At 36.6% G+C, this 14,830-nt stretch carries 17 protein-coding genes; 13 read left to right on the forward strand and 4 right to left on the reverse strand.

The window, feature by feature from the left end; all coding sequences use genetic code 11:
• Nucleotides 1–10: 10 nt before the first annotated feature.
• Together AAIE21_RS16190 and AAIE21_RS16195 are read right to left on the reverse strand one after the other, a co-directional pair.
• On the reverse strand, nucleotides 11–1,033 hold the full coding sequence (locus AAIE21_RS16190; RefSeq protein ID WP_343267716.1) for a proline racemase family protein: 1,023 nt from the start codon (nucleotides 1,031–1,033) through the stop codon (nucleotides 11–13).
• The gene (locus tag AAIE21_RS16195) at nucleotides 1,030–2,208 is read right to left on the reverse strand and encodes an NAD(P)/FAD-dependent oxidoreductase (RefSeq protein ID WP_343267717.1); all 1,179 of its coding nucleotides are present in this window, start codon (nucleotides 2,206–2,208) and stop codon (nucleotides 1,030–1,032) included. The genes AAIE21_RS16190 and AAIE21_RS16195 overlap by 4 nt, the downstream gene beginning before the upstream one ends.
• Before the next feature lie 303 nt (nucleotides 2,209–2,511).
• Here AAIE21_RS16195 and AAIE21_RS16200 point away from each other — a divergent pair, with 303 nt between their 5' ends.
• From AAIE21_RS16200 to AAIE21_RS16260, 13 genes are all read left to right on the forward strand, one after another.
• Complete coding sequence (locus AAIE21_RS16200; RefSeq protein ID WP_343267718.1) at nucleotides 2,512–4,209, forward strand: sigma-54 interaction domain-containing protein; 1,698 nt, start codon at nucleotides 2,512–2,514, stop codon at nucleotides 4,207–4,209.
• 263 nt (nucleotides 4,210–4,472) lie between these two features.
• The gene (locus AAIE21_RS16205) at nucleotides 4,473–4,733 is read left to right on the forward strand and encodes a (2Fe-2S)-binding protein (RefSeq protein WP_343267719.1); all 261 of its coding nucleotides are present in this window, start codon (nucleotides 4,473–4,475) and stop codon (nucleotides 4,731–4,733) included.
• Nucleotides 4,730–5,062: a (2Fe-2S)-binding protein gene (locus AAIE21_RS16210; protein ID WP_343267720.1), complete on the forward strand. Its 333-nt coding sequence runs from the start codon at nucleotides 4,730–4,732 to the stop codon at nucleotides 5,060–5,062. The genes AAIE21_RS16205 and AAIE21_RS16210 overlap by 4 nt, the downstream gene beginning before the upstream one ends.
• Entirely contained in the window at nucleotides 5,059–6,261 is a 1,203-nt protein-coding gene (locus tag AAIE21_RS16215) for an NAD(P)/FAD-dependent oxidoreductase (protein ID WP_343267721.1), read from the forward strand. The genes AAIE21_RS16210 and AAIE21_RS16215 overlap by 4 nt, the downstream gene beginning before the upstream one ends.
• Before the next feature lie 162 nt (nucleotides 6,262–6,423).
• Nucleotides 6,424–7,941 (forward strand): spore germination protein, encoded by a 1,518-nt coding sequence (locus AAIE21_RS16220; RefSeq protein ID WP_343267722.1) that lies wholly within the window; start codon nucleotides 6,424–6,426, stop codon nucleotides 7,939–7,941.
• Entirely contained in the window at nucleotides 7,938–9,020 is a 1,083-nt protein-coding gene (locus AAIE21_RS16225; protein WP_343267723.1) for a Ger(x)C family spore germination protein, read from the forward strand. The genes AAIE21_RS16220 and AAIE21_RS16225 overlap by 4 nt, the downstream gene beginning before the upstream one ends.
• A gap of 12 nt (nucleotides 9,021–9,032) precedes the next feature.
• On the forward strand, nucleotides 9,033–10,133 hold the full coding sequence (locus AAIE21_RS16230; RefSeq protein ID WP_343267724.1) for a GerAB/ArcD/ProY family transporter: 1,101 nt from the start codon (nucleotides 9,033–9,035) through the stop codon (nucleotides 10,131–10,133).
• Nucleotides 10,134–10,191: 58 nt separating this feature from the next.
• Nucleotides 10,192–10,698, forward strand: a complete 507-nt coding sequence (locus AAIE21_RS16235; RefSeq protein WP_343267725.1) for a PCYCGC motif-containing (lipo)protein — start codon at nucleotides 10,192–10,194, stop codon at nucleotides 10,696–10,698.
• A gap of 121 nt (nucleotides 10,699–10,819) precedes the next feature.
• Nucleotides 10,820–11,068: a YhdB family protein gene (locus AAIE21_RS16240; RefSeq protein WP_343267726.1), complete on the forward strand. Its 249-nt coding sequence runs from the start codon at nucleotides 10,820–10,822 to the stop codon at nucleotides 11,066–11,068.
• Between the two features lie 128 nt (nucleotides 11,069–11,196).
• Nucleotides 11,197–12,051 (forward strand): LCP family protein, encoded by an 855-nt coding sequence (locus tag AAIE21_RS16245; protein WP_343267727.1) that lies wholly within the window; start codon nucleotides 11,197–11,199, stop codon nucleotides 12,049–12,051.
• 143 nt (nucleotides 12,052–12,194) lie between these two features.
• Complete coding sequence (locus tag AAIE21_RS16250; protein ID WP_343267728.1) at nucleotides 12,195–12,614, forward strand: disulfide formation protein C; 420 nt, start codon at nucleotides 12,195–12,197, stop codon at nucleotides 12,612–12,614.
• A gap of 12 nt (nucleotides 12,615–12,626) precedes the next feature.
• Nucleotides 12,627–13,058 (forward strand): thioredoxin family protein, encoded by a 432-nt coding sequence (locus AAIE21_RS16255; RefSeq protein WP_343267729.1) that lies wholly within the window; start codon nucleotides 12,627–12,629, stop codon nucleotides 13,056–13,058.
• Nucleotides 13,059–13,130: 72 nt separating this feature from the next.
• Nucleotides 13,131–13,346: a DUF1540 domain-containing protein gene (locus AAIE21_RS16260; RefSeq protein ID WP_343267730.1), complete on the forward strand. Its 216-nt coding sequence runs from the start codon at nucleotides 13,131–13,133 to the stop codon at nucleotides 13,344–13,346.
• A gap of 143 nt (nucleotides 13,347–13,489) precedes the next feature.
• Here the strand turns inward: AAIE21_RS16260 and AAIE21_RS16265 are convergent, their stop codons facing one another.
• Nucleotides 13,490–13,762: a hypothetical protein gene (locus AAIE21_RS16265; protein ID WP_343267731.1), complete on the reverse strand. Its 273-nt coding sequence runs from the start codon at nucleotides 13,760–13,762 to the stop codon at nucleotides 13,490–13,492.
• Nucleotides 13,763–14,045: 283 nt separating this feature from the next.
• Entirely contained in the window at nucleotides 14,046–14,807 is a 762-nt protein-coding gene (locus tag AAIE21_RS16270) for a L,D-transpeptidase (protein ID WP_343267732.1), read from the reverse strand.
• Between the last annotated feature and the right edge of the window lie 23 nt (nucleotides 14,808–14,830).

Below are 14,830 nucleotides of genomic sequence, written 5' to 3' on the forward strand. Positions count from 1 at the left end.
TATGGTTACATCAATGCCCTTCCATCGGTGGAATAAGAATAAATCCATCTTTCAAAATGTCTTCCTCATGATATAAAAATTGGTGCATCCCCATCATCCATGCTGATCCAGTAATTTCTGTAATTACAGCTTCAATTTCCCCTACATGAGTCGTTCTAACGATTTTCCCTTTAAATAGCGAACCCACAATACTTTCATGTACAAATAACTCTTCCCTATCAATCTTCTGATGAGCGTATAATGTAGCAAGTTTAGCTGATGTTCCTGTACCGCACGGCGAACGATCAATCCCACCCGGTGGTACAATTACTGTATTTTTCACATCAGCTCGCTCGTCCGTTGGATCGCAAAAAAATTCGACATGTGTCACACCTTCGATAAAAGAAAATTCCGGATGCGAGATGGGCACAGCTGCATTAATAGCATCTCGAATCCGAATCGCCGTTTCTATAATCTCTGTAGAGTTATCTGTGGTTAGTTGCACACCTAGCTTTCTCGCATCTGTAATTGCATAAAAATTACCGCCATAGGCAATATCACATTGTACATTCCCTATATTTTCTATATGTACTTCTACAGACTTTAATAAAAAAGCAGGCACGTTACAAAATGTCACTTCTTTTGCTTTCCCATTTTCCACATACACTTTTGTTGCGACAAGCCCTGCTGGTGTATCTAATTTAATATAGGTATACGGTTCTTTCACCTCAACCATACCTGTTTCAATTAAAGCGGTACAAACACCAATTGTATCGTGACCACACATTGGTAAATACCCGCCTGTTTCTATATAAATAACACCCATATCAGCTTCTGGGTCACATGGATCTGTTAATAATGCTCCTGACATTACATCATGCCCGCGTGGCTCAAACATAAGAAATGTACGAATCCAATCATACTTTTCTTTCATAAATAACATCTTTTCTGACATCGTATTCCCTTCTAGCTTTGGAAGACCATTTATGACTGTCCTTGTTGGATTCCCTCCCGTGTGTGTATCAATTGTCGTAAACACTTTTTTTACCTTCACACGCGTTCCACCCTTTCTTGAAAGCGATTGTGGCTTAGTAATTCAATCGGTACGGTTGTCTTTTGCCCCTCAATCATTTCCGCAATAAGCTTTCCTGTAATAGCTGCCAAACTAATTCCATCCCCTTCATGACCAGCTGCAATATAAAAACCTGGCACTTCTTCGACATGAGAAATAATTGGCAAATGGTCTGCCGTCCATGGACGCAATCCTGCATACGTTCGAATAAGCAACATATCCGCCATTTTCGGATAAAAGCGAATCGCTCGCTTTGCAATACACTTTATAACACTTGTATCGACCTTCGTTTGAAAACCAACGAACTGCCGGCTACTTCCGATTAAGAAATTTTGACTTTCTGTCGGTTCAAATACGAGAGCAACTCCGTACTTCTCTGTTTCTTCATCCACATGACGTGTGCCGCCAAACTTGCTAATTAAATAACCAAACTCCATTACTTTTCTCATCCCAACTGGTTCTTGTCTTGAAGCCACGATAATATGACCTTTTCTCGGCTGAATTGGAATTTTCACATCTAACATCTCACTAATAACAGGCGACCATACTCCCGCTGCATTTACGACCTTATTCGCTGTAAATGTCCCCTTATTTGTTTCAACAACAAACACACCTGTTATATCTTTTCGAATACTGCTTACTTCTGTATGAAGGTACACATCTGTTCCTTGCCTTTTCGCTTCATCTAGCAAAGAAAACGATAATAAATACGGATTAACAGTCGAATCCGTTGCACATTCTAATCCACCTAATAAATCATCTGCAAAATACGGTGACTCCTGCCGAATATCTTGCCTGTCTAACATTCGAAATGGTAAACCTACATCTTTTTGCCGCTTTACCCATTTCTCTGCAGCGATCATTTCCTCTTCACTTTCACATACCAAAATACTTCCTGGTGCGCGGTATTCAAAAGAGTGTCGCAATTCTTTCGCTAATTGATCAACAAGTTTTTGGCTTTCGAGAGACATTTGACTATCAAATCCAGGATCTTTATCAATCGCTAAAATGTTCCCATCACATCGCGATGATGTACCACTCGCTAATTCTCCCCTTTCTAATAACGTCACTTCTCTCCCCCATTTTGAAACATAATAAGCAATTGCACTTCCAATAATGCCTCCGCCTATGATAAGAACATCACAATGCTTTGTCATAATTCCCCCTCTTTTCTATTTATAAAGTGAAACTTATAGCATCTATCACCTTTTTATGCTCACATATTCTTTTACTTGCAATTAAAATGCCAACTTAATAAAAAACGATTATTAGCAAAAATTTTCTGTCCCTCACTTCATCTCTTTACTTTTGAAGATGCCTAAATCATTGTCCTCAAATGGCTATACAAAAACAGTTATCTAACTTTTCCGAAAAACATTTTACATTCACTTTAATAATGTGTAAAAATAATGAAATAGTGTATAAAAAACTTACAGTCAATCCAATAAGGAGGCTTTAGTATGACAATCGAACTCCCTTCTATAGAGCAACTTATACATAAAGATTTTCTCTTCTTTTCATCGCTAGAAGAATGTCACCAAAAAAGTGATACAAGCCATAAGAATACAACCGTTCTAATCAAAAGAAGCAATGATATATATATGCTTACTGCTGACGGCACCTATCAGCCTTGCTATACAACTTCCTACTATTCTTCTATTTCACATATATTAAAGAAACTAAAAAACTATCATGCCGTTGTTTTTACAAATGCGTCTCATAAGCCAATTGGTTTTATTACAGCTGCTATGCTTGCTGAAACAATCTTTCAATCTTATGAATATTTACAAGCTTATTTTGAAACCGTTATCAAAACGACAGACGCGTCCGTAACTGTCATTGACGAGAAGGAAAATGTCAATGTATGGACAAACGGCGCAGAAGCAATCTTTTCCGTCAGACGACAAGAAATTTTAGGAAAACCAATTACATCATTTTTTCATGAAGACATGCTAGAAATATTAAAAACACTACAAGAAGGTCGCTCACTACATAAACACCAACATCAACCGAGAGAAGATTTAATTGTACTCATTAACTCCAATCCCATTTACTTACGCAATAAAATTATTGGAGCTGTTGTATCTGAAACAGACATTACGAGCCAAGTTCGGCTTAATCAGGAACTATTCTCTGTTTCGACCAAAATGCATCAATTAGAAAAACAAGTTGCTAAATTAACACCACCGGTTGATCCTTTTCATGCGATTAAAGGAAAAAGCCCCGTACTGCATCAAACAATTGAAACTGCGAAAAAGATATGTACAACAAAATCAACTGTGCTCATTTTAGGTGAAAGCGGCGTCGGAAAAGAGCTATTTGCAAAAGCGATTCATGAAGCGCGTGAAAATGAACAAGCACCGTTTATTTCTATTAACTGCGGCGCAATTCCTGAATCATTATTTGAAAGTGAACTTTTTGGCTATGAAAAAGGAGCCTTTTCTGGGGCTGATCAGAAAGGAAAAAAAGGAAAAATTGAATTAGCAAAAGGAGGAACATTATTTTTAGATGAAATTGGTGAAATGCCAATGGAAATGCAAGTGAAATTGCTTCGCGTCTTGCAAGATAAAACATTTTACCGCGTAGGTGGCATAAAAGAATTACATGCCGATTTTCATATTATTGCTGCTACGAACCGAAACTTAAAAGAACAAATCACGAAAGGAAAATTTCGAGAGGACTTATTTTATCGTTTAAACGTTGTAAGTATTGATGTGCCGCCACTTCGTAATAGAAAAGAAGATATTGTGGAGTTAATCCACTCTTTCCTATATGAGTTTTCAATTCAATATAACCGTCCCATTCAAAGTATACCGCAAGACGTTATGTATGAATTGCTTGAGCATAAATGGCCTGGAAACATCCGCGAACTACGTAATGCCATTGAACGAATCGTTGTTTTTGCGACAGATGGAATCATAAAACGAGAAGACCTTCCCTTCTCTACAACAACACAAAAAGAACAACCGCCTGTTCCTCTTAGAGTAGATATAACGGAAGGCGAATTACTTGATGATGCTTTAAACAAATACGAACGAAATATCATTCAACATGCACTCGAATTAGAAAGCGGCAATAAACTCGCTTGCGCTAAACGGCTTGGGATTACACGGGCAACATTATATAATCGTATGAAAAAATTAAGCATTCCATTTTAATCCTTATCTATATAAATACAAATGGAAAAAACAACATAAAACCTTTCCTTTTGGGTGAAAAGAGAGCATCCGGTCACGCATAGAAGCGGTCAGACTCTCTTCCTGCTCCATGCCAAGTAAAAACAAAAGGAGAAAACAAGTGAAAAGTCCCTTTTATTTTCATAGCAGCGACTTATATACCTACAAATCAAAATGGATATATAGATTGGCATGTATTTTGCATATAAATTAGCAACCAACCAATCTAACAAGGGGGCTTTGTCATGAACATTGCAAACGATTTTGTCATTTGTCGTTGTGAAGAAGTAACATACAAAGAACTGCTTCATACAGCGAACACATATAATTGCTCTACACGAGAATTGAAACTACGTACCCGGGCAGGCATGGGGTTTTGCGGAGGCCGAACATGCAGGTGCGCACTAGAAAATTTTATATCATCACGAGAGCAGAACCATCAGCCATTAAAACATCAACCACCCGTTCGTCCCATTACCTTTGACTTGTTAGGTGATAGAACATGAGTAATCGCATCATTCATCACCCAATTCTTGGGGATCTATCAGACAGCAAAACCGTCTCTTTTACATTTAACGGAACGAAGTGTGAAGGAATAGCTGGCGAAACCGTCGCTGCTTCTCTATTCGCCAATAACATTCGAACTTTTCGTGTTCATGAAGAAACAGGAGCACCGCGCTCTATTTATTGTAATATTGGCCATTGCTTTGAATGCCGCGTCACAATAAATGGCAAGCAAAATGTGCGTGCATGCATGACTGTAGTTGAAGATCAAATGGTAGTACAAAGCGGCCTGCAGCAACCCACTCCTTTAAAAAAGGAGGATCATATATGAATGATGTTATCATTATCGGCGCTGGTCCTGCTGGATTATGTGCAGCTATTGCCTGCAAGACATATGGACTATCAGTTAGGGTTTTTGATGAATTTATAAAACCTGGAGGTCGCCTTCTTGGGCAACTTCATCAAGAACCAAATGGCACATGGTGGAATGGTATAGAAGAAACAAAGAAACTACAAAAACAGTTGCAAGACTTAGCACTCCCTATTGAATGTGGTGTGACTGTACATGATTTAGAAAAAGTTGAAAATGAATGGGCTGTTCATACGAATATCGGTGTCTTTCAAACAAAACATGTTCTCCTTGCAACAGGAGCAGCTGAGTTCCCAACTCCGCTTCCTGGATGGACTTTACCCGGCGTTATGTCCATTGGGGCTGCACAAGTTATGACAAATGTACACCGCGTCAAAGTCGGTAATAGAGGAATGATTATTGGGGCAAATATATTATCATTTGCGATTATGCATGAATTACAGCTTGCTGGACTAGAAATCGAGAGCATCATTTTACCACCAAAACATACAGTAACGAAGCAAAGTGCACAACCGCTTCATGTTTTGAATTCTCTACTTCACGTTGCTCATATCGCTCCCTCCCCTTTATTAAAAATCGGGAGCCGCTTTATGAAACAGCATGCAATGCGAAAATTAGCCATTCAATTTTATCCAAAGCAAGGAATGAAAATTTGGAATGTACCGCTTCACTTACGAAAAGCCGCTGTTGAAATTATTGGCGACAAGCAAGTTGAAGCTGTGAAAATCGCAACGATTACATCAGATGGAGATATCATTCCTGGAACTGAAGAAATACGTACTGTTGATTTTGTCTGTATTGCCGGAGGTCTTTATCCACTAGCAGAATTAGCAGCTGTCGCTGGATGCCCTTTTCATTACATCGAAGAACTTGGCGGGCATGTTCCGCTTCATAATGAAACAATGGCTACACCGCTTCCTGGCCTATATGTCGCTGGAAATATTACAGGCATTGAAAGCGCGAAGGTCGCCATGGCACAAGGAACTGTTGCCGGAACTGCCATTGCAAAAGAAATACAACCATCTCATTCACATCTTGATTCTTTACTACAGCACGCGATTCAAGATGTGAAAAGAACGCGGGAAAGTGCAACAATCCAATTTCATCCGCATATTTCTAGAGGGCGAGAGCAACTGCTTGCCCTTTCTCAAGAAATATGAAGAAAAAATTATATATTAACTTTTATAAACAAATATCAAAAAGCTGTTCAAAAGGCACACACTGTCTAACTTTTGGACAGCTTTTTTATGTTTCCTGTATAAAATTTCGTCTTCCCCCAAAACTAACAAGAGCATTCCATATAAGGGAAAGAAGTGAAAAATATGTTTGGCTTACCACGAAAAAACACTAAAGCAAAAGACAAAAAACAGAAATGTTCCATTCCAGAATTCGTCCGTACGATGAAAAAATCTGTCGATTTTGTTTCTCATAACATAACAGATGATGGTACACTATGCCTATTTTATTTTAAATCCGTCGTAGAAGCGCTCATAATCAAACAATTTATTTTAACACCTATCAAAAAGCAATTAGAACACATTCAAGACATCGCTGACTTAACTAACATCGTCTCCATTGAAGACATTGTTATCTCACCTTCCATTGACGATATTCGTGAAAAGTTATTGGGTGGTTATGTGCTCGTTAAACTACAAAATATATCACAGTCTGCACAATATGCTCTAGTTCGAGCAGAAAGTACCGTCCTTGGTAAGCGTTTATATAATGATACAGAAAATGAGTATAGTGTGATTGGGCCAAAAATTGGTTTTGTGGAAAACATTGATACGAATCTACATTTATTACGCCGCGCTATTGTAACAGAGCAATTAATTTTTAAAGAAATTGTTGTTGGTTCTATATCCAAAACAAAAGTTGTAGTGGCCTATATAGACGGAATTACGAATGAGCAACACGTTAACACTGCGACACAACGTCTAGAGGACATTGATTTCGACGTCCCCTTTGATGCAACAATGATTGAACAATTTATTAGTGATAATAGTAACTCACCTTTTCCGTTACTCTTACCAACAGAGAGACTTGATCGAGCTGTATTTGCTTTAATCAATGGTGAAGTGTTAATTTTAACAGACAATTCTCCCTATGCATTAGCTGGACCGACAACACTATTAGATTTTTTCATTTCACCAGAGGATTACTATTTGCCGTGGATGATCGGCTCGGCCTTTAGATTGATTCGCTTTTTTGGAGCTATATTTTCTCTATTTTCCTCAGCAATCTATACAGCTATATTAACATTTCATTATCAAATGATTCCGGCAGATTTGCTAGGACCCATTATTTTTTCTAGAGCCAATGTACCCTTTCCCCCAATCCTAGAAGCACTTTTTTTAGAAATTACAATTGAGTTATTGCGCGAAGCCGGCGCCCGCTTACCTACAAAAGTTGGGCAAACAATCGGTATCGTTGGTGGAATTGTAATCGGACAAGCTTCTGTTGAAGCAGCTTTAACAAGTACAATCCTGTTAATCGCTGTGGCTTTATCCGCACTTGCTTCTTTCACAACACCAACTGTGAAAATGTCTACTACCATTCGTTTACTCCGATTCCCACTCATCCTTTTAGCAGGGGCCTTCGGAGGACTTGGTCTTATTGTAGGATTTGTTTTTATATTGGCACATTTACTGCATTTAAAATCACTTGGATCACCTTACTTATTACCCTTATATCCATTTCGTGGTTTCGGTTCAGCAGAAGGTTTCATTCGCTGGCCGTTTAGTCAAACAGCTCAACGCCCTTCTTTTTTGCGCCCCAAATCAAATTGGCGCTATAGCCCAAGCCAAGCAAAAAGAAAACGTGATGGTGGAGAAAAATGAGAAACATTCTAATTTTATTCATAACAGTGCTGTTATGCTTCCAAACCGCTTGTACGCAAACAAATATAATAGATACGCAAAGAATCATTCACATAGCTGGATTTGATATAACAAAAGATAAAAAATTTCAAGGTACAATCTTATATCCTGACTACACGCTTGGTGTAAAAACAAAACCAAAAACTCAGTCAACCACTGCAAGATCTCTTGAAACGATTGCTTCTCGTTTAAATGCAAAATCACCTCACAATGTTGTTTTAGGGCAAATGCGTGTCGTGTTATTTGGAAAATCTATGGGTTCATATGGAATTGATGAAATCATCAATAATTTACAACGCGATCCTAATATTGGGCGAGATGTACAATTAGCACTTGTAGATGGTTCAGTTGAAGAACTTCTAAAACATGTCACATCAAACGGTTCATTGTATCTATCTGACTTACTTGAACAAAATATAATGAATGAAAATATTCCTCGGACAGCTCTGAATATTTTTTTATATGATTATTATTCATTTGTATGCGATCCATTTCTTCCTTACATTCAAATCGATAAGGATCGCGCAGTTTCTGTAAAAGGTCTTGCTTTTTTAAAAGATGATAAAGTGGTGATGTATACCGATAAAAAAGACTCTTTTTTAGTAAAATTGTTCCTTAATCCGACTAAAAATGGTCGTTATGAAGCACAAATAAAAAAAGATAATCATAAAGGTCTTGTCGTAGCACAAAATTTATCCGGAAAAAGTGTCTATCATGTTGATCAAACAGGCGCTACGCCTAAAGTAACCATCCGTTTAAAATTAAACGGATTAATAAAAAGCTCCCCTAGTTGGCTTGATTTATCAAAAAGGGGAAATATACACTCTGTAAAAAATCAAGTAGAGCAAAATATTAAAAACCAGTCTCAAAAATTGATACAACAATTTCAACAAAAAAAAATAGACCCTTTAGGAATACGTGACCAAATTAGAAGTCGGTCAAGAAAATGGAGCATACAACAAATTCAAGCAATGTATCCATCTATAGATATTAATATTGAAGCTGATGTTAACGTTGTACAATCTGGTATCGGAGAATAGTGAGGTGATAAGATGGATACAACCAGTAAAGAACTAACCGTTTCCCCTTACTTAGTATTTTTTTTAATTCACTCTCTTCAAATTGGAGTCGGAATTTTAGGTTATCAACGCATTATTACAAAAAGTGCCGGTTATGACGCTTGGATTTCCCTTATCTTTGCGGGAATTGCAACTCACCTTGTATTGTTTTGTATGCTAAAAATGTTGGAAAAAGATAACGACCTCATCAATATTCATACAACATGCTTTGGAAAATGGATCGGTTCCTTATTTTCTTTGCTTGTTACGATCTATTTTTTATTATTTTGTCTTACTGTCCTTCGTACATATATCGAAGTAATTCAAGTTTGGGTATTCCCGACCATTAAATTATGGAAACTAACTTTAATCTTTTTATTAGTCACTTACTATATTATCAAAGGTGGGTTTCGTTCTGTAACAGGAATGTGTTTCTGGGGAATTGTACTACCTATTTTCGTATTGTTCTTTTTAGTTTTTCCAATGAAATACGCACATTTCCGTAATATTCTACCGATTCTTACTCATTCACCTTTAGATATTGCAAAATCAGCGAAAGACTCTGTGTTAGAATTTCTAGGATTTGAAGCGCTCCTTTTCTTTTATCCACTTATTGAAAAAGGAAAATCTTTAAAAAGATGGGCACATGGTGGCGCTGCTTTTACAACCATTCTTTATGTACTTTTAGCACTTATCTCTTTTATGTACTATAGTGAAGGACTATTAAAACATACAATTTGGCCTACGTTAACGATGTTAAAAATTATTAAAATCCCTTTTATTCAGCGGTTTGAATATATTATTATTTTTGTATGGTTTCTTATCATTTTACCAAATCTCTGTTTAACAATATGGTCCTCTTGTCAGTCTATGAAGCGTTCATTCCGTATCCCATTTAATATCACACTTCCTTTTTTTATTCTTGTCATATACATCGCTTCCTTATTTTTTACAAACCGAGAAAGTATCAACACATTAAATACAGTTTTATCCCAGACGGGTATGTACATTGTATATGTCTATATCCCCCTTCTTTTTCTATGGCATTCCATTCGTTGGCGCTTGAAAAATAAACAAAACAAAACTTCTCCATAGGAAAGCAGTAGAGAGTTTGGTACAATTTTACTAACACAAAAGCAAAGGGGAAATGCAGATGAAAAAGTATCTATTCTCTCTACTTGTAATAAGCAGTCTCATACTTTCTAGTTGTGGTGCAGCGGACAAGAAACAATCTTCTGAACCTAAAGAAGCTAAAGAAGAGCACGCTTCCCATGCTCAGCAAGGTGATATCCAAGAAACGACAAAAGGAATTGACACACTCCCAACATTTTTGGACAAACTAGATCCACAAATGAAGGATATCTATGCAGTTGCAGGAAAAAATGCCGAATTATTAAATTGGATACCTTGTTACTGTGGATGCGGAGAAAGTGTGGGACATAAAAACAATAAAAACTGTTTTATCCAAGAAATTAAACCAAGTGGAGAAGTTGTTTGGGATTCTCACGCAACGACCTGTGTAAATTGTTTAGAAATTGCGGTCGAATCTGCATCGATGCAGCAAAAAGGAAAATCCACTCTTGAAATTCGAAACTACATTGATAATAAATATAAAGAGGGCTACGCAAAACCAACGCCTACCCCAATGCCAAACGCGTAAAAACGAGGAATTTCCTCGTTTTTTATTTTTTACATAACATTTTCCTTAACAAATTCTTTCAAGTGTTTTTCTTCTCTCTTGGTGTACACTATATATAACTCCTCAGTAAGGAGGGTACACAATGCACACATATAACGACTACGATAAAGCTCTCTATTACACATATTGTTGTAATTGGGATAAGTTGCTTGTTTTAATGGTACAAACTGATGACCAACTATTTTCTAAACGAATCGAGCATTTTTTACATGCTTACCAATATGCAAAAGAACTACCAGAAGTAGACAAACAGCTACAACTTCTATTTCAATATATCGACCATGCCTCACAAAAGTCACATATAGAAGAAATAGACCAAATGCAAATGTAAATGAAGCGCTATTCTCTCCCCCGAGAATAGCGTTTTTTGAATATTTTTCCATACACCTGTTCATAATACATATATCAATAGTGGACGGACGTGATCCTTTGCATAAATCCTTGTACGTATTTCTCTGTATGATTATACTACTTATCGGTTGTGAAAAAGCGAATAACCCTCATTCATTTCACGGAGTAAAACAGGAAAAAGACATATGGAATATCCTAATTATCGGTAGCGATTCACGAGGCGAACAACAAGCTCGTGCTGATACAATTATGATTGCCCAGTATAATAAAAAAGAAAATACCGCAAAACTTGCTTCGATCATGCGAGATAGTTATGTAGAAATTCCTTCTTATGATAAAAAATATAATAAAATCAACGCTGCCTATTACTATGGTGGCCCTGAATTATTACGAAAGACGATTCAACGTAATTTCGGAATCGACGTTTCTCATTACGTTACGATTGATTTTGATGCATTTGTGAAAATCGTGGATACGGTTGCACCTGAAGGGATTGCGGTCAATGTTACACAAACAATAATCGATGATATGGGACTACATTTAAAGCCAGGAATACAAGCTCTTCATGGAAAAGATTTATTAAAATATGCCCGTTTTCGTCATGATACTGAAAGTGATTTTGGTCGTGTAAAACGGCAACAAGAAGTGCTGCAAGCTTTAAAACATTCATTTACTGATAAAATTCATTCTATAGACGATATACTCGATTTACCAATAATGGCACATAAAATTTCTCCATATATAAAAACAAATTTAGATATACCAACGCTATTGTCACTTAGCAATAGTATATTCCGTCAACAACCCGTTACAAAAATAGAAACAATGCGAATTCCCATTGATAACGAATACGAATCTACTCTTACCAAACATGCTGGTTCCGTATTACAAATTCAGCCTAAAAAAAATAAAGAAGCCATCCAAAACTTTTTCAATGTGACAAAAGCCGTGAATCGCTCCTAAAAACAAGGTTTATAAACCTTGTTTTTTTCATTTCCAACTTTTCCACTTATAAAACTTTTCTTACTAAAAATTTTTTCTCTTTATTTTCTTGTCCTCTTCATACTATAATTTAGTATGTAACTATTATAAGAGAGGTAAAAAACATGACACGTGAAACAAAACAAGAATATGCATTGTTTGCTGCTTGGGGGGCTTCTTTTATCGCTACACTCGGAAGCCTATATTTTTCTGAAATCATGAAGTTTGAGCCTTGTGTACTTTGTTGGTATCAACGCATTTTTATGTACCCATTTGTTTTATGGCTTGGCATCGCAGTTGTAAAAAAAGACTACCGCATTGCTACATATTCCTTACCAATTGCAAGTATCGGTGCCTGTATTTCGCTCTATCATTATGCAATTCAAAAAATTTCTGCATTCTCAGAAGCAGGAGCTGCTTGCGGACGTGTGCCTTGTACGGGACAATATATTAACTGGTTTGGATTCGTCACAATTCCGTTTTTAGCACTGATCGGATTTATCACGATTGCAATTTGTAGCTTTATTGTAATTAAAAACAAATAGGGAGATGAAATAATGAAAAAAATGCTTATATTTGGCGGTATCATTATCGTTTTATTTGCAGCTATTTTCGCTGTGACACAAATGGAAAGTAAAAATGAAGCAAAAAACGCCGCCAAGAATGAAAAAAATTACTATTCAAATAAAATTTCTTCTTCTGATATCCGTAAGAATAACGAAGAGAAAAAAGAACAGATTATCTATTTTTATCAAACAGGTTGTGTACACTGTGAAAAAGTCTCACCTATCGTTGTTCCAATGGCAAAAGATATGAATATTGATATGAAAGTCATTGATATTTTAAATGATAACCCAACTTGGGATGAATATAAAATTGAAGGAACACCGACGATTATTCATTTTAAAGATGGTAAAGAAGTAAGTCGTATTCATGGCGAAGAGCCAAAAGAAACGTTTGAAAAATGGTTTGAGGAAAACAAAAAGTAACAAGAAAAGGAAACTTCCTCTATACATGAAAGCTGTGTAAAATCCCACACTAATGTATAAGGAGGGGTTTTTATGCCAGAGGTACGATGCTCTGTTTCCAATTGTTCATTTTGGGGACAAGGTAACTTTTGTCAAGCAAGTGCGATCTTTGTTCAGCCTGATGATCAAAACACGAATCAAGCAGGCAATGATTCTTATACAAACTCAGCCTTAACAGGCGAAACACTTGAAAGCTCTGCGACAACAAGCGTTGAAACATGTTGCCAAACGTTTAGACCGAAATATTAATACCTCCCTCCCATCTTCCTTGGAGATGGGGGGTCTTTCTCTTCCTCAGTATGTATTGTAGGCCATAACTTGTACAAATCATGGAACAATCGCTTCCCAGCCAATACTTAAAGACATAGAAGCATACTGTTAAAGATATGCTTCTACATCATAACAAACCCATATTTCCATGCATCATGCATTATCGTCATATAAACAATCAATATAAAAACTGTTCCAAACAGCGTTATCCTGCGATACATCCCATCTTCTCCGTCTCTCGCTTCAACAAAGGACCAAATAAAGCCAACGAAAAGTAATAAATCAATATAGGGAATGTAAAGACTAAACATAAATGAAACATACAAATAAATAATAAATAAGCAATTCGTTAACAAAAAGATTTTAAATGCAAATTGGCTATTCCCTTTTCTCATAATGTGCCCGCCCCCCAATCTGTACTGTATTATATTCACAAGAACAAAATAGTTGCGATTGGGCAGGCTAATTTACACTTTGCTATATTTCCATCATATACATCGCGGCTATGAAAACAAATGGAGATTTCCACTCATTCGCTCTCTTTGTTTAACATGGCAGGGGGCGAAATAAGGTCCTGACCGCTTCTACGCATGGACGGATCCTCTCTTCCATCTAAAAAGAAAGGTTTTTTCGACTTTTATTTATAATAAACAAGCTATCGTCTATTTACGATAGCTTTTACGGTACATTATATTTCCGTTTATAAATATTACTTAAAACGGAATAAGGCACTTGCTCATAACGAATTTTCTCACCTGTTTCATCCATAATATACAAATTATTACCTATATAATAGCTGCCATTTTGCCCCTTTGAATAAACAGCATAACGTTCATTTGGCAATACCATTTTTACTTTCGTAAATTGACCATTAGGTTCCTGCCAAAATATATTCATGCGATCCACAAGTGTTACTATTCCAATTTGTTCTTCTTCTATTATTCGTCCATTCCAGCTTGTAACACGATATCCAAGCTTATGGGCTGCATATTCTGGAGATGTATAAAACTGAGAAATAATTACCTTTGTTTGTAACGATACCCTGTCATATAACCATTGTATATCGCGATCATGCATGCGAATACAACCATTTGATTCCCTTCCTCCAATGGTTCCTTCTCGATTTGTACCATGAATTGCATATTCTTTTTCATTTAAACCGAGCCACCTTGTTCCAAGCGGGTTATTCAGTGCACCACCCGGGATCTTCTTACGGTGATATTCTTTGTTTTTATATTTATTAATGATACAAAATGTGCCTTCAGGAGTTGGTGTTTGACGTTTTCCCGTTGTAACAGGAAACGTTCTTACATAGTTTCCATTTTCAAAAAAAGATAATTGATTTGTCGTAAGGTTAATTAGTATCAAATGATCGCTACTTGCAAAAGTACTGATTGGTAGACAGAAAAAGATTATTACAACTAAACATACTTTTTTCATTCATATCCCCCCAAGCATCCCCA

Source organism: Paenibacillus sp. 102 (assembly GCF_039549175.1).
Lineage (GTDB): Bacteria > Bacillota > Bacilli > Bacillales > Bacillaceae_G > Bacillus_A.

Bases quoted from the DNA above. Each gene is read 5' to 3' on its own strand.
- AAIE21_RS16195 (WP_343267717.1), bottom strand. From the start codon at position 2,208: ATGACAAAGCATTGTGATGTTCTTATCATAGGCGGAGGCATTATTGGA.
- AAIE21_RS16200 (WP_343267718.1), top strand. From the start codon at position 2,512: ATGACAATCGAACTCCCTTCTATAGAGCAACTTATACATAAAGATTTT.
- AAIE21_RS16205 (WP_343267719.1), top strand. From the start codon at position 4,473: ATGAACATTGCAAACGATTTTGTCATTTGTCGTTGTGAAGAAGTAACA.
- AAIE21_RS16210 (WP_343267720.1), top strand. From the start codon at position 4,730: ATGAGTAATCGCATCATTCATCACCCAATTCTTGGGGATCTATCAGAC.
- AAIE21_RS16215 (WP_343267721.1), top strand. From the start codon at position 5,059: ATGAATGATGTTATCATTATCGGCGCTGGTCCTGCTGGATTATGTGCA.
- AAIE21_RS16220 (WP_343267722.1), top strand. From the start codon at position 6,424: ATGTTTGGCTTACCACGAAAAAACACTAAAGCAAAAGACAAAAAACAG.
- AAIE21_RS16225 (WP_343267723.1), top strand. From the start codon at position 7,938: ATGAGAAACATTCTAATTTTATTCATAACAGTGCTGTTATGCTTCCAA.
- AAIE21_RS16230 (WP_343267724.1), top strand. From the start codon at position 9,033: ATGGATACAACCAGTAAAGAACTAACCGTTTCCCCTTACTTAGTATTT.
- AAIE21_RS16235 (WP_343267725.1), top strand. From the start codon at position 10,192: ATGAAAAAGTATCTATTCTCTCTACTTGTAATAAGCAGTCTCATACTT.
- AAIE21_RS16240 (WP_343267726.1), top strand. From the start codon at position 10,820: ATGCACACATATAACGACTACGATAAAGCTCTCTATTACACATATTGT.
- AAIE21_RS16245 (WP_343267727.1), top strand. From the start codon at position 11,197: ATGATTATACTACTTATCGGTTGTGAAAAAGCGAATAACCCTCATTCA.
- AAIE21_RS16250 (WP_343267728.1), top strand. From the start codon at position 12,195: ATGACACGTGAAACAAAACAAGAATATGCATTGTTTGCTGCTTGGGGG.
- AAIE21_RS16255 (WP_343267729.1), top strand. From the start codon at position 12,627: ATGAAAAAAATGCTTATATTTGGCGGTATCATTATCGTTTTATTTGCA.
- AAIE21_RS16260 (WP_343267730.1), top strand. From the start codon at position 13,131: ATGCCAGAGGTACGATGCTCTGTTTCCAATTGTTCATTTTGGGGACAA.
- AAIE21_RS16265 (WP_343267731.1), bottom strand. From the start codon at position 13,762: ATGAGAAAAGGGAATAGCCAATTTGCATTTAAAATCTTTTTGTTAACG.
- AAIE21_RS16270 (WP_343267732.1), bottom strand. From the start codon at position 14,807: ATGAAAAAAGTATGTTTAGTTGTAATAATCTTTTTCTGTCTACCAATC.